23 protein-coding genes are annotated in these 20,500 nt (G+C 32.6%); 13 read left to right on the top strand and 10 right to left on the bottom strand.

Annotation, left to right across the window (positions count from 1 at the left end; genetic code table 11):
• Window positions 1–12 precede the first annotated feature (12 nt).
• The 5 genes from panB (at window position 13) to AC3WQX_RS08340 (ending at window position 4,598) form a co-directional block, all read left to right on the top strand.
• A complete protein-coding gene (gene panB / locus AC3WQX_RS08360; protein ID WP_030059089.1) occupies window positions 13–831 on the top strand; it encodes a 3-methyl-2-oxobutanoate hydroxymethyltransferase in 819 nt (272 codons plus the stop codon).
• Window positions 824–1,678 carry a pantoate--beta-alanine ligase gene (gene panC, locus AC3WQX_RS08355; protein WP_002432476.1) on the top strand — a complete coding sequence of 285 codons (855 nt, stop codon included), beginning with the start codon at window positions 824–826 and terminating at the stop codon, window positions 1,676–1,678. The genes panB and panC overlap by 8 nt, the downstream gene beginning before the upstream one ends.
• Window positions 1,678–2,061, top strand: coding sequence for an aspartate 1-decarboxylase (gene panD, locus AC3WQX_RS08350; protein WP_030059091.1), 384 nt, complete (start codon window positions 1,678–1,680; stop codon window positions 2,059–2,061). The genes panC and panD overlap by 1 nt, the downstream gene beginning before the upstream one ends.
• Window positions 2,062–2,249: 188 nt before the next feature.
• Window positions 2,250–3,143 (top strand): zinc ribbon domain-containing protein, encoded by an 894-nt coding sequence (locus AC3WQX_RS08345; protein ID WP_492740052.1) that lies wholly within the window; start codon window positions 2,250–2,252, stop codon window positions 3,141–3,143.
• Window positions 3,144–4,598, top strand: coding sequence for a TcaA second domain-containing protein (locus tag AC3WQX_RS08340; protein WP_030059093.1), 1,455 nt, complete (start codon window positions 3,144–3,146; stop codon window positions 4,596–4,598).
• 78 nt (window positions 4,599–4,676) lie between these two features.
• On the opposite strand, the gene AC3WQX_RS08335 is transcribed toward AC3WQX_RS08340, so the two are convergent.
• Entirely contained in the window at window positions 4,677–6,359 is a 1,683-nt protein-coding gene (locus AC3WQX_RS08335) for a CocE/NonD family hydrolase (RefSeq protein WP_064212216.1), read from the bottom strand.
• Between the two features lie 150 nt (window positions 6,360–6,509).
• On the opposite strand from AC3WQX_RS08335, the gene AC3WQX_RS08330 reads away from it, so the two are divergent.
• The gene (locus tag AC3WQX_RS08330; RefSeq protein ID WP_492740051.1) at window positions 6,510–7,103 is read left to right on the top strand and encodes a TetR/AcrR family transcriptional regulator; all 594 of its coding nucleotides are present in this window, start codon (window positions 6,510–6,512) and stop codon (window positions 7,101–7,103) included.
• Window positions 7,104–7,186: 83 nt separating this feature from the next.
• On the opposite strand, the gene AC3WQX_RS08325 is transcribed toward AC3WQX_RS08330, so the two are convergent.
• Window positions 7,187–7,633 carry a VOC family protein gene (locus tag AC3WQX_RS08325; RefSeq protein ID WP_002432211.1) on the bottom strand — a complete coding sequence of 149 codons (447 nt, stop codon included), beginning with the start codon at window positions 7,631–7,633 and terminating at the stop codon, window positions 7,187–7,189.
• A gap of 163 nt (window positions 7,634–7,796) precedes the next feature.
• Here AC3WQX_RS08325 and AC3WQX_RS08320 point away from each other — a divergent pair, with 163 nt between their 5' ends.
• Both AC3WQX_RS08320 and AC3WQX_RS08315 read left to right on the top strand, forming a co-directional pair.
• Entirely contained in the window at window positions 7,797–8,297 is a 501-nt protein-coding gene (locus AC3WQX_RS08320; protein ID WP_049427824.1) for a hypothetical protein, read from the top strand.
• A gap of 160 nt (window positions 8,298–8,457) precedes the next feature.
• A complete protein-coding gene (locus AC3WQX_RS08315; RefSeq protein ID WP_049427826.1) occupies window positions 8,458–9,174 on the top strand; it encodes an epoxyqueuosine reductase QueH in 717 nt (238 codons plus the stop codon).
• 77 nt (window positions 9,175–9,251) lie between these two features.
• Here the strand turns inward: AC3WQX_RS08315 and AC3WQX_RS08310 are convergent, their stop codons facing one another.
• A complete protein-coding gene (locus tag AC3WQX_RS08310) occupies window positions 9,252–9,524 on the bottom strand; it encodes a hypothetical protein (RefSeq protein WP_002432954.1) in 273 nt (90 codons plus the stop codon).
• 138 nt (window positions 9,525–9,662) lie between these two features.
• Window positions 9,663–10,727 (bottom strand): quinone-dependent dihydroorotate dehydrogenase, encoded by a 1,065-nt coding sequence (locus tag AC3WQX_RS08305; protein WP_213667895.1) that lies wholly within the window; start codon window positions 10,725–10,727, stop codon window positions 9,663–9,665.
• A gap of 247 nt (window positions 10,728–10,974) precedes the next feature.
• Here AC3WQX_RS08305 and AC3WQX_RS08300 point away from each other — a divergent pair, with 247 nt between their 5' ends.
• Window positions 10,975–11,832 carry a fructosamine kinase family protein gene (locus tag AC3WQX_RS08300; RefSeq protein WP_023351084.1) on the top strand — a complete coding sequence of 286 codons (858 nt, stop codon included), beginning with the start codon at window positions 10,975–10,977 and terminating at the stop codon, window positions 11,830–11,832.
• A gap of 73 nt (window positions 11,833–11,905) precedes the next feature.
• Here the strand turns inward: AC3WQX_RS08300 and AC3WQX_RS08295 are convergent, their stop codons facing one another.
• From AC3WQX_RS08295 to AC3WQX_RS08270, 6 genes are all read right to left on the bottom strand, one after another.
• Entirely contained in the window at window positions 11,906–12,850 is a 945-nt protein-coding gene (locus AC3WQX_RS08295; RefSeq protein ID WP_030058707.1) for an amidohydrolase family protein, read from the bottom strand.
• Between the two features lie 131 nt (window positions 12,851–12,981).
• Window positions 12,982–13,620, bottom strand: a complete 639-nt coding sequence (locus AC3WQX_RS08290) for a nuclear transport factor 2 family protein (protein WP_030058708.1) — start codon at window positions 13,618–13,620, stop codon at window positions 12,982–12,984.
• A gap of 33 nt (window positions 13,621–13,653) precedes the next feature.
• Entirely contained in the window at window positions 13,654–14,490 is an 837-nt protein-coding gene (locus tag AC3WQX_RS08285) for an alpha/beta fold hydrolase (RefSeq protein WP_023351087.1), read from the bottom strand.
• Between the two features lie 68 nt (window positions 14,491–14,558).
• On the bottom strand, window positions 14,559–15,560 hold the full coding sequence (locus tag AC3WQX_RS08280; protein WP_002432761.1) for an amidohydrolase family protein: 1,002 nt from the start codon (window positions 15,558–15,560) through the stop codon (window positions 14,559–14,561).
• Between the two features lie 116 nt (window positions 15,561–15,676).
• Window positions 15,677–16,381 carry an SDR family NAD(P)-dependent oxidoreductase gene (locus AC3WQX_RS08275; RefSeq protein ID WP_030058710.1) on the bottom strand — a complete coding sequence of 235 codons (705 nt, stop codon included), beginning with the start codon at window positions 16,379–16,381 and terminating at the stop codon, window positions 15,677–15,679.
• Window positions 16,382–16,396: 15 nt separating this feature from the next.
• Window positions 16,397–16,939, bottom strand: a complete 543-nt coding sequence (locus AC3WQX_RS08270) for a TetR/AcrR family transcriptional regulator (protein ID WP_002432343.1) — start codon at window positions 16,937–16,939, stop codon at window positions 16,397–16,399.
• Window positions 16,940–17,065: 126 nt separating this feature from the next.
• On the opposite strand from AC3WQX_RS08270, the gene AC3WQX_RS08265 reads away from it, so the two are divergent.
• The 4 genes from AC3WQX_RS08265 to AC3WQX_RS08250 all read left to right on the top strand — a co-directional run bounded on the left by AC3WQX_RS08265 (window position 17,066) and on the right by AC3WQX_RS08250 (window position 20,452).
• Window positions 17,066–17,365 (top strand): DUF2316 family protein, encoded by a 300-nt coding sequence (locus AC3WQX_RS08265; RefSeq protein WP_002432863.1) that lies wholly within the window; start codon window positions 17,066–17,068, stop codon window positions 17,363–17,365.
• A gap of 11 nt (window positions 17,366–17,376) precedes the next feature.
• A complete protein-coding gene (locus AC3WQX_RS08260) occupies window positions 17,377–18,195 on the top strand; it encodes an NmrA/HSCARG family protein (protein WP_492740048.1) in 819 nt (272 codons plus the stop codon).
• Window positions 18,196–18,236: 41 nt separating this feature from the next.
• Window positions 18,237–18,611 (top strand): VOC family protein, encoded by a 375-nt coding sequence (locus tag AC3WQX_RS08255; RefSeq protein WP_002432575.1) that lies wholly within the window; start codon window positions 18,237–18,239, stop codon window positions 18,609–18,611.
• A 443-nt stretch (window positions 18,612–19,054) separates the two neighbouring features.
• Window positions 19,055–20,452: an amino acid permease gene (locus AC3WQX_RS08250; protein WP_002432730.1), complete on the top strand. Its 1,398-nt coding sequence runs from the start codon at window positions 19,055–19,057 to the stop codon at window positions 20,450–20,452.
• Window positions 20,453–20,500 lie beyond the last annotated feature (48 nt).

The raw sequence follows: 20,500 nt of genomic DNA, 5'->3' as shown, positions 1-20,500 counted from the left end.
GGTTGAAATGAATTGAAAACATTAAGTCAATTGATAAAGATGAAAGACGAGCAAACTAAAATTTCTATGGTAACAGCTTATGATTTTCCGAGTGCAAAGCAAGCAGAACAAGCTAGGATTGACATGATCTTAGTTGGAGATTCACTTGGAATGACCGTATTAGGATACGAAAGTACAGTTCAAGTGACCGTTGAAGATATGATTCATCATGGAAAGGCTGTGAGAAGGGGCGCACCTAACACATTTGTAGTTGTTGATATGCCTATAGGGACTGTAGGTGTATGTGATGAAGATGATTTGAAATATGCACTTAAACTTTATCAAGCAACACAGGCGAATGCTTTAAAAGTAGAAGGTGCACATCTTGTTTCATTTATTCAAAAAGCAACACGTATGGGTATTCCCATTGTTTCTCATTTAGGACTTACACCACAAAGTGTTGGTGTGATGGGATATAAATTACAAGGGGGAACGAAGGAAGCGGCAGTACAACTGATTGAAGATGCAAAAGCTATGCAAGAAGCAGGCGCAGTGCTTCTAGTATTAGAAGCAATTCCAAGTGATTTAGCTCAAGTCATTAGCCAACAATTAACGATACCAGTGATTGGCATTGGCGCTGGGAAAGAGACTGACGGTCAGGTATTGGTTTACCATGATCTGTTGAATTATGGTATAGATCGACAGGCCAAATTTGTAAAACAATATGCTGACTTTTCAGTTGGTGTGGATGGTTTAAAACAATATGATAATGAAGTGAAGTCAGGTGAATTCCCTTCAGAAGCTCACACTTATAGGAAAAAGATTATGAGCGAGGTCGACATCAATGACTAAAATCGTTACAACTATTAATGATATGCAAGAGATTGTGAAGTCATACCGTTCTCAAGGGAAGACAATAGGCTTTATACCTACAATGGGAGCATTACATGATGGTCACTTGAAAATGATGCGTATGTCAGTTGAGAACAATGATGTAACAGTCATTAGTATATTTGTTAATCCTTTACAATTTGGACCTAACGAAGATTTTGATGCATATCCACGTCAAATTGACCAGGATGTTAAAGCTGTAGAAAGTATTAATGTTGATTACGTCTTTTATCCTAGTGTGGAGGAAATGTACCCTGATCAGTTAGATATTACGCTTAAGGTAGGACGTTTAGCTGAAGTGCTTGAAGGTGCACAACGACCAGGGCACTTCGAAGGAGTAGTCACAGTAGTAAATAAACTATTTAATATCGTTAGTCCTGATTATGCTTATTTTGGGAAAAAGGATGCGCAACAGTTAGCAATAATTGAAAAAATGGTTAAAGATTTTAATCATCCTATTCAAATTGTTGGTGTCGATATTGTACGTGAAGAGGATGGGTTAGCTAAGAGTTCTAGAAATGTATACTTAACTCAAGAAGAACGAAAAGAAGCTATTCATTTAAATAAAAGTTTGCAAATTGCACGTGATTTATATGAAAAAGGTGAGAGACAAAGTTGTGTCATCATTCAAAGTATTACTTCTTATTTAAACAACAATACTAGTGGACACGTTGATGAAGTAGCTATCTACAGTTATCCAGAATTAGTTGAACAGAAATGGATGAGCGGACAAGTTTTTATTTCATTAGCAGTTAAATTTTCAAAAGCACGTTTGATAGATAATATGATTATTGGAGAGGGCAAATAATGATAAGAACGATGATGAATTCTAAGATTCATAGAGCGAGGGTCACGGAGTCAAACTTAAATTATGTAGGTAGTATTACGATAGATTCGAATATCTTAGATGCGGTGGATATTTTACCTAATGAAAAGGTCGCTATTGTGAATAATAATAATGGTGCCAGATTTGAAACATATGTTATTGCTGGAGAACGTGGAAGCGGTAAAATTTGTCTAAATGGTGCAGCTTCTCGTTTAGTAGAAGTGGGTGATATCGTCATTATAATGACTTATGCACAATTAAATGAAAAAGAAGTTAAAAATCATTCACCCAAAGTAGCAGTTATGAATGAGTACAATGAAATTATAGAAATGATACATGAGAAAGAGAACTCGATTGTGCCATAAAAAAGCAATACCTAAAACTTAAAGATATATGAAAGATTATTGCTGAGTTACTAATGAGTAGCTCGGCAATTTTTATATTAAAAACTAGGATAAAACTAATATTATTATATAAATATAAAATTATATAGATAACAATATAAATATGGTATATAATCTAAAATATCTTAATAGTGGAGGTCCAAACATCTATGAATTGTCCTAAATGTGGCCAGAATATTCAACCAGAAGACGTCTTTTGCGGTAACTGTGGTACTAAGCTTCAATCTGTTACTACAGAAACTACTGGGATAACATCATCAGAAACTACAAATAAAGAGACATTAGATAAACGAACTAAAGAAACTAAGGAGCATGTACAATCAACACTTACGGATGTTAATCATCATCAAAATATTAATCAATCTGTAGTCAATCAAAATGATACACATCATCCTGTTAATCAAACATTTGAACAGGCACGTACAAATGAGAAAGATTTTCTTAATGAATTAAAAGAATTTTTTATTAATGCTTTTAAACGACCAGATCAAGTTATTAAAGATAATCAAACATTTAGTTTTAGAATACTGATTACTCTTATTGTTGCAGGACTACTGTTGATAAGTTTATTTACTACTATGCTTATTCCGAGTCAAGTAGGTTTATTTGAAATACAAAAAGAAGATATCTTACTTAGATTTGTTTTAAGTTTAGCTATTATCTTAGCAATTCATATTGGAATTACATATGCGGTGGTAAGATTAACAGTTATTCCTGAAATCAAGTTCAATAAATTATTATCAGATTATGTAATCATCAATACGTTTACAGTAGCTTTATTAATTTTCTCAGGAATAATTTTTGCATTAAATTCATATAAATTTGCGGCACTTATTATTATTGTTATGTATCTATTTTTTACAATATCACCCGCGTATATCCTCGGGAAATATAGTTCATTGTATGAAACTAGAATTTCAGGTGTTTACGGCGTGATTATTTTGATATTTGCTTTAGCCATCATAGCTTTAATCTTTGGGGAAAACGTGATTGAAAGTGTAGTAATGCAAGACTTAAGTAGATTGTTCGGAAGAGTGATTTAATTGAGATTTTGTAAATATTGTGGAAACCCATTAAATCCCAATCATAAAGTATGTACACGTTGTGGTAAACCTACAGGATACTCTGAACAGTCTATGTCTAGAAATGATGTACGTCTACCTTATCCCCCAGGGCGTTATAGTGATGCTTATCAATTTAAGAAACCGAATAAACCATTAATTATTATTTCAATTTTAGTAGCAGTCATCGCCATTACTTTAATAAGTGTGTTCATATTTTTAAAGCATCAACTGTCTCCAGAACAAAGTGTGGATCAAATTTCAGATGCACTTAAGAAAGAAGACCATCGTCAACTTTCTAAATTACTCACTTCTGATGGAAAGAAGCTTAATGATAATCAAGCACATGCATATCTTCGATTTTTAAAAAATGAAGGAAAATTAAATGAACTTTCTCAAGATTTAAAAGATAGTCTGAAAAATTTGAAGACGTCTAAAGCTAAGACGCATACAATAAGTATCAATCAATTAGCAATTATTAAAATAGAGAAAAATGGTAAACGTTTTGGAGTGTTTGACCATTACACGTTTAATATTCCTAAATATTCTATAGCAATGTATTCACATGATGATGGGAAAATTAATTATGATTACAATGGTCAAACTCATACTATCAATTTAAAAAAGGATGAATCCGTTGAAGTAGGCACATTTCCACTTGGTAATTATCAACTCGATGCCAAAAAACAAGTTGGTAATCAAACATTCAAGGGTAATATAACTATTTTAATGACACCAGCACGTTCTATCGTTAAGGAGAATTTTAAAGAAAAACGCTTTATGATTAAGCCTAATCATACTTATAAAGTAAATGATATTAAGTTGTTTATTAATAATAAAGTTGATGAACGTTTCGATGAAAATAAAGTATATGGACCATACAATTCAAATGATAATATTATGGTTCATTTAGAGGGAAAAATTGGAAAACATACAGTTAAGACAAATAGTGAACGTGTAGGATTGCCGGAAGGAACTGAAGAGTATAAGACAATCGAACTATCTTTTAATAGTGAAGAAATCAATAAATACGAAGATGAATCTAATGAGTCTGATGACTCTAGTGGCTCTGATAAAGATGACAAAGAAAAGAAAGATAGGGACGATGGCGACAAAGGTACATCTGAAGATCATAAAAGTAAAGAAGATGAGGATAAAGAAGATAAAGAAGATAATACTGAGAAAAGAGTGAAGGCTGACTTAACGCAAACAGAAGCGATAAATATCATTAAGAAGTATGAAAATGATAAATTTGAAAGTAAAGATTATTCTTTTGAGCTGCAACCCTACCAAAGTAGCGGTGAAAATATCGTAAAGGTAAAGAATAATAAAGGGAAACTTGTTTATACATACCGTATTAACACTCCAATTAAATTTATATATAAAACAGACTCTGACAACAACTACATTTCATCAGGAGTCTATGAAGGAATTTAATTACTAAAATAATTTTTAAAAGATGAGCTTTAGGAAGCTTGGGCATAAAATTGTCTTAACTTCCTAAAGCTTTTTTATTTATTGAGGTATAATTGGGATAATTAATTGAGAATCATAGTTAGCACCAGTATGAATATAGTGATGTCCTTTATTAACTGTTTCATGATGTTCATAACGTGTACTTAAACCAGGAGAGCTAGTGCCTTTAATAATTTCATTTCCTTTTATAACTACAACGAGCGTTTCACCTTGTTTAAAGTAAGTACTTGAAGGTAAAATTTCTATTTCAATTGGTACAATCTCGCCTTTTTTCAATTTTAATTCTTGTTCGTGTTTATGCCATGGTTGTATAATAGTAGATTTTTCATCATCTAATTTACGGTGAGATACTCTTAACCAACCTGTAGCAACTTGTCCTTGTTCAATATGGTTGAAGTCAGGGAAATTAACTTCATTACCTTGTCTATCTAATTTTTTAATACCTGCGAATATCTCCATATCATCTGCTTCGTTAGAAGAAACCCATAGTTTTAAATTCATATTTCCAGTTAACTCTGTATCTTCAGAAAATGTATATGTGAAACGTAGTGACTCATTATCTTTTTCAGAGTGATAGTGTGAAACATGAGTTTGTTTTGGTTTATCTAAATTGAGGGAATGATTCTCTCCGTCTAGATATAGAGCTGTATATTGTGTATTAGGTATAGGGAAATCAGATGCTTCACGATAATGTCCTTGATAGAACTTCTCACGGACTTCATAAGTCACAGTTGGGGTATCTTTCCAATCGTTGTCCTCTTTTTTAAGGTAATAATCAAAGAATAACTTTTGCTTCTCTAAATTTTCACGCGCATAATAGCTTTCCCACTCTTTTCGACCATGAACATATAACCATTTATTAACTGAGCTTGCTTGTTTAAAGCCTTCAAATGTACCACGATTGTGTAAACCTTGTGTAGACCAACTGGCACAAGTAAATAACGGAATTCGAATTTGAGGAAGAGGTACTTGATGTGCTTTCCAATAGCTATCAAAAAGTGTGTGATCTTTTTGAGCTTGAATTAAACCTTCAATATTTGGATTATTTGGCCATCTAGCGAAAATGCCTTTAATCCAAAAACGGAAAAATCCTGTATCAGGAATTCCGCCATGAAAAGCGACCTCTCTATACATATCATTTAATCCTTCCCAAGGAATCATAGCTTTTAAGTGAGGAGGATTGAGGGAGGCTACCCACCATTGAGTCACTGCTAAATAAGAGACTCCATTCGTTCCAACATTACCGTTGGACCATTCTTGTTGTGACGCCCATTCAATGACTTCATAATAATCTTTAGCTTCACGTTTTGACCAAGGTGATAGAATGCCATTTGAACCTGAACTACCTCTCAGTGCTACTTTGACTACTACATACTCATTTGGTACCCAAAATCCAGGATCAGGGGATTCCTCAGGTGTAAAACTAGATGTTGCTATATTACCTAAGGTAGGCCATTTTGCCCCCATGTTAGTGATTTTAGGTTTGTTATCTTTACCATATGTGTCTGCTGACATGACAACTGGAAAACGACCTTCCTTATTAGGTCTAAAAATATTTAAATATAGAGTTTCACCGTCTTTCATGATAACTTCTACATCTTTTTCCATTATCATCTCTTGATTACCATATTGGACGCTATCTACAACGATATAATTGAGCCCTTTATGAACATCATTAACATCAGTTACATTTAATTCTGGATTACCTAATAAATGATTCATTAATGTGACCTCCTTTTATTGAGAATGGTTTTCAATACACTTTCATCTTACTAAGCGTGTTTATAATTAACAATAATCATTTTCTTAAGTTTGTCTAAAACCCAACAGAATGCTTATAATTGTGGAAAGAGATAAAAAGAAGGTGACAAGATGTCTCATGATAGAAGAGTAAGAAAAACACAAACTGCAATTAAAGATGCCCTCATTACATTATTAGAAAAGAAGCGTTTTGAAGAAATTACAATTCAAGAAATATCTGATTTAGCAGACGTAAATAGAAGTACATTTTATACTCACTTTATAGATAAATATGACTTATTAGATAAGATGGAAAATGAGAAAATTGATGAAATTAGAAGTTTTCTCGAGAGTAGTAAGAATGATGACGAACTGAAAATTTCAGAAAGCCAGTTAAGAGAGACAATGGATTTTGTGATTAATAGTATAGGAGAACATCTAGATTTCTATAAACTTATGTTAAACTTAGGTAAAGAGTCCAATTTACATGAAAAATTATACGAACTATTAACTGGGCACTTGAATCATGTAGTTAACGATAATGATAAAATCGGAGATATTCCATTTCCGTATTTTATGAGTTATGTCTCAGGCGCTGGTTTATCTTTAATACGTCATTGGGTTGAGGATGAAAATAGAATTTCAAAAGAGGAATTGATTCAACATTTTTATGAAATCGTTAATAATGGTCCAGCAACACTTATAAGACGAGAAAAGGGAATTTAATATAATATAGATAAAAAGTGACACATCTCTACATTGTGAAGTTTGTAAGAGATGTGCCACTTTTTTAATTTGCATGAATATGATTAATTCATTTGAGAATAATCTTGGCCGTTAAGCATCCAACGCACACCATATTTATCGGTAAAAGTTCCCATTTTACCGCCCCAGAATTGCTCTTCTAATGGCATTTCAATGTTGATAGATTCGTGATCTTTAATTTTATTGTAGAAATTCTCAACACGTTCAGTATCTGTTTTATCATTAGTATCAAAATCAATTAATAAAGAAATACCATTATTTATATTATCTACACGTCCAAAAGAATCAGAACATAAGATTTTAACACCTAAAATCTCAAATTCTGCATGCATCGTTGCTTCTTCACCTTGTTCTTTTGTTAAACCAAAATTTTCAGCTTGTTCTTCGCCTACTGCTAATCTGTTTACATTAGTTGCTCCAAAGACGTCTTCATAGTATTCAAGTGCATCTTTTGCTTTATCAAATGATAAATATGGATGTAATTGTGTCATATATTTTAACCCCTTTTTATGAAATATCTTTCTAACGCAATCTTACTATATAATTTTAATAATTCTAATATTATGATTATATAAAAGTGTCGTCTATATTTGACATTTCCAATATTGTCATATATATTTGACATTAACAAAGGATATTGAGGAGTGAAACGAGATGAGTAATTTTAATGATTTGATGCTTAATTGGATCACAAGTACCTCTACAAAAAAGGATGAAAGAGAAAAGTCAGAACTTAACCAAAAACTAGCAAACATGTTTGCTATTAACTATTTGGTTACAGTTCTAACAATTGTATTCTTTACAATTATTGATATGTATCATCATACAATTACAATGCATACGATAGTGTTATTTGCCGTATTCTTTATATTTAATATTATACTTATCATTAACTTTGGTAAGAATAAACATTTTGAGGAAGTCGCATATTCACCCAAAGAATATAAGAAATTAATAAGAAGATATGGTATCTTGAGTGTTGTATTTATGGTTTATTTTGGTGTTTGCATGACTCTCATCGGTGTGATAATAGATTATTTATGGAATGATCCTATTGATTGGAGCGGCCATTTATTGAATGGACTTATTTCAGGAGTAATATTTGGTGGCTTTATGTTTTGCGTCTATTTAGTTAAGCTTAAAAAGGAATACTAGTTTGTTAAAAAATAAACATGAACACAAGTATAGTTGATTAAAAAAGTAAATTGTTTTAGTAATTATTACTTTGATGATAGACAACCTCTCTTTATACATCATGTTATTATATAATAAAGTTAATATATAATAAAAATGTGTGTTAAAGGGAGGTTTTATTATGATTGAAGCGGATAAAATTTTGGCAAAAATGAAAAACCAGAAGATTAATTACGATAGAGTACTAAGAAAAATGATATCTCAGTGGCAACGTGATGGGGAACGCCCACGTATCTTATTACATAGTTGTTGTGCACCATGTAGCACATATACTCTAGAATTTTTAACTCAATATGCTGATATTGCAATTTACTTTGCGAACCCAAATATTCATCCTAAGAATGAATATCTAAGACGTGCTAAAGTTCAAGAACAATTTGTTAAAGATTTCAATAGTAAAACAAATAGCAATGTCGAATACATTGAAGCAGAATATAAACCACATGAATTTATGAAGATGGCTAAAGAGAAAGGGCTAACTGATGAGCCAGAGGGTGGATTGAGATGTTCAGCATGCTTTGAAATGCGATTAGAAATTGTAGCTCAAGCAGCTGTTGAATATGGTTACGACTATTTTGGAAGTGCCATAACACTCTCTCCAAAGAAAAACGCACAACTTATTAATGAACTAGGAATGGATGTTCAAAATATTTATAATGTTAAATATTTGCCTAGTGATTTTAAAAAGAATAAAGGGTACGAACGTTCAATTGAAATGTGCAAAGACTATCATATTTTTAGGCAATGCTATTGTGGTTGCGTCTTTGCTACAATGAGACAGGGTATTGATTTTAAACAAATTAATAAAGAAGCAAAGGCATTTTTACAACAATTTTAATTAATATAAAATCCCAAATGTACAGATAATATTTAAGACAATACTATCTTATTACATTTGGGATAATTTTTTTAAAACTATATCATTCTGTGTATAAATCTAAAAATCGCTAAGCCTGCTATTGCAATCATCGAGATAAGTGAGAATATCTTAAACTTTCTACTTTCCGTCTTTGTTTCTGATTCTCCTGATTCCATCATTTCACGCAGTTCACGTTCAATATCTAAATCGAGGTCTGTTTTACGGTAACCATTCAAACCTATTCTGTCATCATTAGATTGATGATTGGGCTTTTCAGAAATCGTTTGTTGGTTAGTTTGAGATGTTGTCTCTTTCTTCTCATCACTCATATTGTTGCCTCCTAAATTCTTGAAACATATACCTTTCGTTAGTATAAATCGTAAATATTATAAGTAAAGAAATTTCAGGAGTATTAACTAAACGTTCATTTTTTTGAAATATTTTAAAGCGTTATAATCATTTAAAGTTTATGCGTCTAAACCAATAATATCGCTTACGTTTTGATATCCATTTTCAGATAAATATTTAGCAATGTCTTTATTCATTGACTTAGTTAAACCTGGACCTTCAATGACTAAAGAAGAATAAATTTGTAATAAAGAAGCACCATTTCTTAACATTTTAATTGCGTCTTCAGAGCTAAAGATTCCACCAGTTCCGATAATTAAGAATTTACCTTTAGTTTGTTGATACGCGTATTTAACGAGTTTTAAATTACGTTCGAATAAAGGTTTACCACTTAATCCGCCTTCTTCAGTTTTATTCTTAGAAATTAAACCGTCACGTTGACGAGTCGTGTTAGCTAGTATAACGCCATCAAAAGTCTTAGTTATGGAAGGTAAGATGTTTTTGAATCCTTCAAGTTCCATATCTGAAGTTAATTTCAAGAATATAGGTACGTTGATATCATTTTCAGATTTAAAAGTAGTGAGCGCTTCGCAAAGCATCGTGAATTCATCTTTATCATGGAAATTCTGTAAATTCTCAGTGTTAGGTGAGCTGATATTAACTGTGAAGAATGTCACGTCATTCTTAAATGTATCGATAACTTTTATATAATCTTGATAACGGTCTTCGTAAGACGTCTTCTTATTAACACCCACATTTAAACCTACTGGGATCGTATAGGCATGACGGCGTAAATGACTAAGTGCTTTATTCATCCCTATATTATTGAAGCCCATACGATTAATTAACGCGTCATCTTCAATTAAGCGATACATACGTGGTTTAGGATTCCCTGGTTGCGGTTTAGGGGTAATACCACCTAATTCTATGGCTCCAAAACCAACATGCTCTAATACTTTAGGTACTTCACAAGATTTATCGAATCCTGCAGCGAGACCAATGGGATTATTAAATTTGATGCCATGAATGGTTTGAGAGAGTGATGGGTGATTGTAATTAAAAATTTTGTCCATGATAGGATAAATTTTCGGAACTCTTTGTACCATTTTCAATGCATCAATGGTAAGACCATGTGCTTTTTCAGGATCTAATTTAAATAATAAAGGTTTAACTAATTTATACATGTTAACGCTCCTATTTCATTATATTTGAGGCTTACTATCCTCAATTTAATATATTTGAAATACATTCCTTTAATAGACTAGCATTTTAATAAAAATTTTCATAGCTAAATTAGTGAAAGTTGAAAATTTGACTTAATTCTTAGGTCAGTTTTATTTCATATATACCGATTACTTTTAAAAGATTAATTATAATGAGAGTTGGCAATATAATAAGGTATAACGACAAACTTCTTAAGAAGGTGAAAGTATGAAAGCAGAATGGAAAGAGAAACTCCCCATAGACGGAGTAAAAGATATCTCACCAGTAAGTGGTGGTGATGTTAATGAAGCATTCAAAGTTACAACTACTGAGGATGATATCTCCTTTTTACTTGTTCAGCGTAATCGTCCAGAATCATTCTATGCGGCTGAAATAGCTGGCTTAAATGAATTTGAGAATGCAGGTATCACAGCACCACGTGTGATTGCTAGTGGTGAAATTAACGGAGATGCTTATCTTATTTTGAGCTATTTAGAAGAAGGTGGAAGTGGAAGTCAAAGAGAGCTCGGTCAGCTTGTAGCTAAGATGCATAGTCAACAACAAAAAGAGGGTAAATTTGGTTTCAGTTTACCACATGAAGGCGGAGATATTTCATTTGATAATTCATGGACTAATAGCTGGAAAGAACTTTTCATAGAAAGAAGAATGGATCATTTAAGAGATGAATTGATGCGTAAAGAGTTGTGGAATGAAGAAGATAATAAAGTCTATGAAGAAGTAAGAACTGTGATGGTAAATGAACTTGATAGTCATGAAAGTAAGTCATCTTTATTACATGGTGATTTATGGGGCGGTAACTATATGTTTTTAACTGATGGTAGCCCTGCACTATTTGATCCTGCACCATTATATGGTGACAGAGAATTCGATTTAGGTATTACGACGGTTTTTGGTGGATTTACTCAAGATTTTTATGAGGAATATGAAAAGCATTTTCCTTTAGCCAAAGGTGCACAAAAAAGATTAGAATTTTATCGATTATACTTATTGATGGTTCATTTAGTTAAATTCGGTAATATGTACGCAGGTAGTGTTAATCGCTCAATGGATACAATTTTAAAATAAAAAGATTCCCCACACAGGCTCTAATGATGATATATATGAGCGCTTGTGTGGGGTGATTTTATATCTTAATAAATTAAAGTTCCATTTTATCTAATAATGATTTGCCATTGTCATAAAGCATATGAATTTTTGAATCAATTGTAATTAAATCTGTAGATTCAAATTCATTCGCTAACATTGAGACTACTTGGTCCGTTGTGTATGGTGCATCAGAACCATATACAATTTTATTTTTATCAACCATTTCTAATAGAGTAGGTAATTGATATGGTAAAACCTTACCGGCCAAATCGAAGTAAAGTTCTTTCATTACTTGTTCTAAATCATCAGGTTGCTTCTCTGATCCAAACATCTTGTTGCCCATCGCTACGCGTTGTGCGATTATAGGGAGTAAAGCACCACAATGAGGTACAATCCACTTAATATTCGGATACTTACTAAATACATTCTTTTGACTCATATAAATAATTGTACGAGTTGTATCAAAGATAAATTCCATAAGTGGCGGAGGTACTTCTTCGCTCATCGCTTTAATAGCTGGCTTAGGTTCATTAGGATGAATGGCTACAGTTGCTTGACGTTCATTTAATCTTTCAAATATCGGTGCTAAACGCTCATCACCTAAATATACGCCACGTGCATTCGTTGGTAACGTGAACCCTAACGCATGCTGTTCATCTAATGCTTTATCTATAAATTGAACACTCTGATTGACTAAGGGCAAGGGTAATGTTGCGAAGAAACCAATACGTTCGCTATGTTCCTGCACGATATTTGAAGCATAGTCGTTCACTTCTTCAGCAAGTTTTAACATCTCGTCATCAGGTGCAACGCTAATGTGCGGGCTTGAAATCGATAATACGCCATATTCAATATCTTGCTTCTTCATTAATTCTAAATATGATTCTACTGAAAATGGGGGCGTCTTAACGCCGTCACCTTCACCATTAAAATAGTCATCAAGAAATTGGCTATAACCAGGTGAAATGTAATGTGCATGTAAATCTATCTTCTTCATTGAGCAAACTTCCTTTATAGAAATAAGTGATTTTAAATATTTTGTATAATGTTGCGATATTTTAAAACTAGGCAGCAGTTCTGCATATAAGAGTAAACGTTACTTATTTATTTTGAGTTTGGTTTATAACTCTAATGTTTCTCTTCTTCATCATCATCTTTCTCAGTTAACCATTTATCTAATTGGCGATAGTATTTATTAACTTCATCAGGTCTATCTATACCTGGTAAGTCATGGTTAACATCATACCCTAGTTCATTGAGCGCATATGATAAACAAGCATAACTTTCTCGGTATTCACTAAATTCTGAGTTAGGTAAATTAATAGTCGTTGGAATGACAGGAGTTAATTTATCTTTTTCATAAATACAACTTAAATTAGAAATATACCAAACGTCATCATTGTCTTTATCAAGACAGTAGATAATTTTAGTGTCTGAATCCAATTGCATTTCTACGTTTTTAATATCTACTCGAAACTGGATTGTTGCTTGCATAATTGCTACAGCACGATGGTTATTAATCCACATTTGTGTATTATAAATTTGATGTGGCGCGTATCGATTCATTGCTTCAGAGGAGGATACAAATTCTTCTCCAGTACCATTAAACCAAGAAATGTTCACATGTGAGTCTTTAGCGAAACAAGTTCTCATGCTATCCCATAAGGCATTATCGCGACAAAAACGTTCGAATTGAATTAATTCTAAAATGTTTTCTTTATCTAACAAAGTTTCTTGAGTATAAGGTTTATTTCTTTCAAATAACATTTAATAAACTCCCTTTAATACTTTAAGCTAAGATTAGTTCCAAATTTTGAGTAATACTTCTGCGAATCCTTCAGGCTTTTGTATATAACCTAAGTGACCACCAGGGATATCTACAATATTAATTCCCGTTTCATCTTTAATATAGAAGTTAACTTCTTGAGGGAAAGAACCTTTGGAATCAGTCCCATTAAGTAATGTGATGATATCTTTATGATGATTTAAATCTTCTAAAGAGATATCAGATTCTGTGTATTGGCGAATTTCATATTTAAACCAACCTAACATTTCTTCAAAACGTTTTTTACTCTCTGCATCATCTTCTGCTTGAGCAGGTTTAGACATTGATTGTGCATCAATAGAACTAATATTTAATGTTTCACCGAAAAGTTTCATAGCTTGAGGCATGCCTTCATTCACAGCAATATCAATAATTTCAGCATTCTTATCTTGCCAATATTTAGCATTCGGTAAGAATGTATTAATCGGTGGTTCATGAAATGCAATTTGCTTCACAACATCAGGATGTTCTTTTAGGACATGCATTGCAACGATAGCACCTGAACTTGAGCCTAAAACATATACGGGTTCGTCACTTAATGACTTAGCTAATTCAGCAATATCTTGTGCATCACGTTTCACGCGATAACGACTCTCTGGGTTAGATACTTCCTCTGGTAATGATTCAGTTAATTCACTTTGTCCATATCCTCGACGATCTACAGCTACAACTGTAAATTTTTCTTGTAATTGTTTAGCTAGTGGCATGTAGATATCACCAGTTCCATTCGCACCAGGGATTAAAATAAGAAGTGGTCCATTGCCAACTTTATGATAACGTAATTTTGCGCCTTGCAATTCTAATGTTTCCATCATTGAAACCTCCATTTAAATATTTTTCGTATTAAAGAAAAGACACACTTATATATTTCGTGTAAGTGTTACTCAAGACCTAATAATTTAGCTCCGTTTTTATAGCTGATTTTTTCTTTTTCCTCTTCAGTTAAATCTAATTCGTCTAAGAATGTACCCAATTTTTCAGGTTCAACATAAGGGTAATCTGCTGAATATAAAATTCTGTCGACGCCAACTTCTGCTTTTACTAGATCAAATTGTGGTTTAGTTAACATTCCACTTGGCGTAATATAGAAGTTATTTTTGAAATAATAACTAATAGGATGTTCTAGATGGTCAGCAAATAAAATATCATCCATACGTTCTAAGAAGAATGGAACAAATTCGCCCCAGTGACCGATGATCATGTTGAGGTTAGGGTGACGGTCAAATACACCTGATAGCACAAGGTGAATGGCATGAATACCTACATCTACGTGCCAACCATAACCGAAGCAAGCAAATGTAGCTGCTGTTACGTCTGAGTAGTTACCTTTGTAATAAGCTTGGTAAACATCGCTTTGAACTGGAGAAGGGTGTAAATAAATAGGAACATTTAACTCTTCAGCTACAGCAAAGATGCCATCATATTCATCTTGATCTAGGAAGCCACTCTTAGGATGTCCCATAATTAATGCGCCTTTAAAACCTAATTCTTTTACACATCGTTTAAATTCTTCTTCTGCTGCTTTAGGTTCATTAATTGGTAATGTAGCAAATCCTACAAATCGATCTGGGTGTTCATTGATATATTGTGCTAACGTATCATTTGCTTGTTTACATAATTCAATTGCGCGTTCGCCTTCAAGATTGGAAGGGGCGCCATTTCCATAAGATAATACTTGCATTTCAACGTCATGTTTATCCATGAATTGAATACGTGCATCGTGATGTTTGATTTCATCTGCATCAGTAAAACCAGATTTTTCTTCAAGGCCTTTTAACATCGTTTGCATAGGTACACCTTTAGGATCAGATGTCATATGTTTCATTGTTTCTTTTTGTATATCCTCAACAACATAATGTTCTTCAAAGTTTATACTTTTCATTGTGTATTTCCTCCCTAAGATAATAAATATCTTAATAACTAATTATATATGTGTAATTTTCATTGATTTCATTGAAAATTTTTCCCGTTAAACATGAGGCCAAACTTGTTAATGATTTACCACGGCATTGTGCCATTACCATCAATAAATGTTCCTGTAGGACCATTTTTATCAATAGTAGCAAGTTTTATGATAGGTTTTACACCTTCTGAAGCAGGTTTAGAGTTGTTACTGAAATCACCAACTAAATCAGTATTAGTAGAACCTGGATCTGCTGCATTAATTTGAATGTGTGGTAAGCCTTTAGCATACTGTACAGTCATCATTGTGACCGCTGATTTAGAAGAACAATACGCAAGTGAATTAACTTGCGATTCAGCAGTATCTGGGTTTGTAACCATTCCAAATGAACCCAATCCGCTACTCACATTTACAACTACAGGCTGCTCTGATTTCTCTAATAATGGAATAAAGGTATTCATCATGCGTACGATACCAAAAACATTTGTGTTATATACCTTTTCGACGTCTTTAGCAGTAAAATCAGCGACTTTAGCGAATCCTCCTGAAATACCGGCATTGTTTATAAGTACATCAACACGGCCTTCTTTATTTGAAATAGTTTCAAAGGCTTGTTGAACTGATTTATCATCACTTACATCTAGTTGAACATAGTCGACGCCTAATTCTTTTGAAGCTTGTTGACCACGTTCTTCATTTCTAGATCCTATATAAACCTTGTAGCCTTTCGCTTTTAATTCTTTAGCTGTCTCATAACCTAAACCTTTATTTCCACCAGTAATTAACGTAACTTTTTCCATTCATGAACACCTCAATTAATTTAAATATAGTTTTATTAAGTTATCTCTTATTTCATTATTTGAAAGTTGTCTTTTATTTTTTTGAATTTCATAAGCTTTAGTAGAAAGTGATTTTAATAACATATCAGTTTTGAATATGGCCCAAGAATCATCCTCGCCATCTTTAAATAAATCATAGTAAAAATTAAATAAATCAGAGAAAAATTGGCTTTGATGAAATTGAGACTTACTATTACTTTCCTCAATACAGTTTAATAAATCACTATTTTCATATTTAAATGTCAAAAAAACATCTAGGGAGTGTTCCATCTTCTCTTCTTTAGAATTAGATGAAGCAGCTACATCATTCATTTTTTGAATAATTTCATCGAAATCATGCTCGATAATGTGATAACACAAATCGCTTTTATCCTTAAAATGCCGATAAAGTGTTCCCATACCGATACCAAGTTCTTTAGAAATTCTATTCATACTGATTGTCTCAACGCCGTATTGTTTAAATAGTTCGATCGCTTTATTCTCGATACGTTGACGGTTTAGAAGAGCATCTTTACGCAATGTATTCACCTACTTAATGAGCTAATGTTGACAAACGGATAATGCTCCGTTTATTATAAATCTCACTTACTTAGAATTCAAATATAATGCTAATTAAAAAATAAGATGAAAGTGGGACACTATAATATGTCACTAAATAAAGAGCAAAGACGTATCACTGCTATAGAATTACGAGAACATTTCCATAATTCAACTTTAAATATTGAAGACATAGCAAATAAAATGAGTATTTCGGTTGAAGAAGTGGAAAAGGTATTAAACATGAATGCTCCTAGCGGTTTCTTTGGTAATCAGTTACAAAGATTTATCCATCGCGTTTGGGATGTTCGTGACATTATAAATTCAAATATTAAAGAAAATGGTCAAACACCTGAAGAATATACTTATTTAAAAGGCGAAAAAGAAGATTATTGGTTCTTACAATAGGAGAGATAAACATGAGTAAAAGTATATTAGTCATTGGTTCAACTGGTAAACAAGGAAATGCTGTTGTTAAACAATTATTGGAAGATGGTTGGCATGTGCGTGCGTTTACTAGAAATAAAAATAATGAAAAATTAACATCAATTCATAATGATCGATTAGAGATTTTTGAGGGCGATTTGAGTGATAGAGAAAGCTTGACTCAAGCGATGGCTGACCAATATGGAGTATATAGCGTTCAGCCTATTATTCCAGACCATGTTGAAGAGGAATTAAAGCAAGGTAAACATATTATCGAAACTGCTGAAGAACAAGGAGTTAAGTATGTCGTTTATAGCACAGCGGGTGGTGTTAATCGTGATAGAACAGGTCCTCACTTTGAAGCATTAGCACAATTAGAAAATAAGATAAAAGCATCTCGTTTAGATTTTACAATTATTAAACCATCGTTTTTTATGGATAACTTCTTAAGAATCACTAAAGTTTCAGATGGAGAAATTAAAATCCCAGAATTTATTAATCCTGAAGTGAAATTTTCAATGATTTCTTCTATCGATATTGCTAAAATTGCGTCAGCACTTTTCAAAGATCCTAAAACATATAATCATCAAGATATAGAAATTGCTTCTGATGAGCTGACTCTAAATGAAGTAGTCAAAACTTTTGCAACCGTAACAGGTAAACCAACTGAAATTGAAGGCGAATTTACGAGTGGCACTGCTGAAAGAAGTTGGCTTGAAAATAAAGGTTATGTTATAGATTTTGTACAAATGGAACGTCTTAATCCCACGCGCTTAACACTTGATCAATGGATTGCTCAAGCGGCATTTTAAACTTGAAATCGTCTAATTATAAATGAGAGGTGACATGTACGATGCATTCAATGTGGTTTAATCTAAATGTAAAAGATTTAGATCGTAGCGAACAGTTCTTTAAGTCTCTAGGATTTGAAATTAATAAAAATCCAGAAATGCTAGATAAAATGTTAGGTATTACAATTGGACAAACGATTGTGATATTGATAGAAAATAATCACTTCGAGTCTGTATCACATCAAGATGTCGATTCAAGCCCTAATGAAGTGATGGTTTCGTTAGGTGTTAAAGAAAATAAAGACGTTGATGAATTATTAGCGAAAGTGGAACCTGCTGGTGGAACAATTATTGAAAAACCAGGTGTAAGACAAGGGTATTATGGAGCAATGTTTAAAGATCCTGATGGGCATAAGTTTAATTTTCTTGTTTGTTAAATAAGCGTGAAAAATATATAAATAGGCACCGTGTATTCTCATTCAGTACATGGTGCTTTTTACTATATCTTTTGGTTTGATTTTAAAAAATGAAAACTTCTCACAATTTGTGAGGAATTGACGTGATTATGAAGAAAAATATCAACTTTCATCAGATACATATTGAAGTTGTACGATTTACCATAAAACGGTGAATATTAATGAAATTGTTCAATTTGTTATAAATGTTTATAATAAAGGAATTATTAGAAGTATTGGAAAAGATAAAAAAGACAAATTATTCTAGTATTTGATTGTTTTTGATTGTTTGGGGTATTATATAACTTATAAGAATAAATGATTTGATTTTGAGAAAAATTGTTTATTAGATTAAAAAGGGGTATCTAATTTTACATATCGATTTCAGTCATAAATATACTCCATGAAATGGAGAAGGAAAGGTTATGGCAGATAAACTGCAAAGAGAATTAAGCAATAGGCATATCCAATTAATTGCAATTGGTGGTGCTATTGGTACAGGATTATTCCTGGGCGCAGGTGCTTCTATTCATTTAGCAGGACCATCCATATTACTTACTTATATTATAGTAGGTTTTATATTATTTATGTTTATGAGAGCGATGGGAGAATTGCTCTTATCGAACTTAGGTTTCAAGTCATTTGGTGACATTGCCCATCATCACATAGGTTCAATGGCAGGATTTATGGTTGGTTGGACTTATTGGTTAACTTGGATTATTTCAGGTATGGCGGAAGTTACCGCTGTAGCCAAATACGTCGACTTCTGGTATCCAGACATGCCTAACTGGATTACTGCAGCAGCTACAATATTAGTATTAGTAGCATTGAATTTATTTAGTGCCAAATTATTTGGTGAACTTGAATTTTGGTTATCTATTATAAAAGTTATTACAATTTTAGCTTTAATTATTGTTGGTATTGTAATGGTAATCTTTGCTATGAAGACGGATTACGGTCCAGCGACGGTAACTAATATTTGGAAAGAAGGCGGCTTCTTCCCAAATGGTGCCTCAGGATTCTTTATGTCATTCCAAATGGCAATATTCTCATTTATTGGTATTGAATTGATAGGTATTACAGCAGGGGAAACTAAAAATCCTCATGAAACAATACCTCAAGCAATTAATAACGTACCATTCCGAATTTTAATCTTTTACATAGGTTCATTAGCAGTCATTATGTCAGTAGTTCCTTGGGACAAATTAGATCCTGCAGAAAGTCCTTATGTTAAATTATTCGGATTAATAGGAATTCCTTTTGCTGCTGGTATTATTAACTTTGTTGTACTAACAGCAGCGGCTTCATCATGTAACAGTGGTATATTTGCGAATAGCCGTACAATGTTTGGCTTAGCTGGAAGAAATCAAGGTCCACCGTTTTTACATAAAACAAACAAAAATGGCGTTCCTTACAATGCAATTTTAGTTACTTGTGGATTATTAGGCATTGCAGTAATATTAAATGCGATTTTTAAAGATGCTACTAAAGTATTCGTTCAAATCACTACTTTCTCTACTGTGTTGAATATTTCAATTTGGGCAGTTATTATGGTAGCTTATATTGGATACTTAAAGCACAATCCTGAGCAACATAAAGAAAGTAATTATAGAATGCCTGGTGGTAAATACACGGCTTATGGTATTTTAGTATTCTTTGCTTTCATTTTTGTTATTTTACTTATTAATAGTAGTACGCGATTAGCAGTTCTATTTATTCCAGTTTGGGTTCTAGTATTATTCTTGATGTATCAAAAATACAAAAAAGAATCTCGTAAAGCTGAAATTCCAACAGAAGATGATGCAGAAACTACAGAAGAATAATAGTTAAAAACACTTCCTCTATTACAGAGGGAGTGTTTTTTATACAAA

Source organism: Staphylococcus sp. FW104-15G4D (assembly GCF_058790135.1).
The sequence above is the reverse complement of the archived record's forward strand: the minus strand, read 5'-3'. Positions and strand labels throughout refer to the sequence as shown.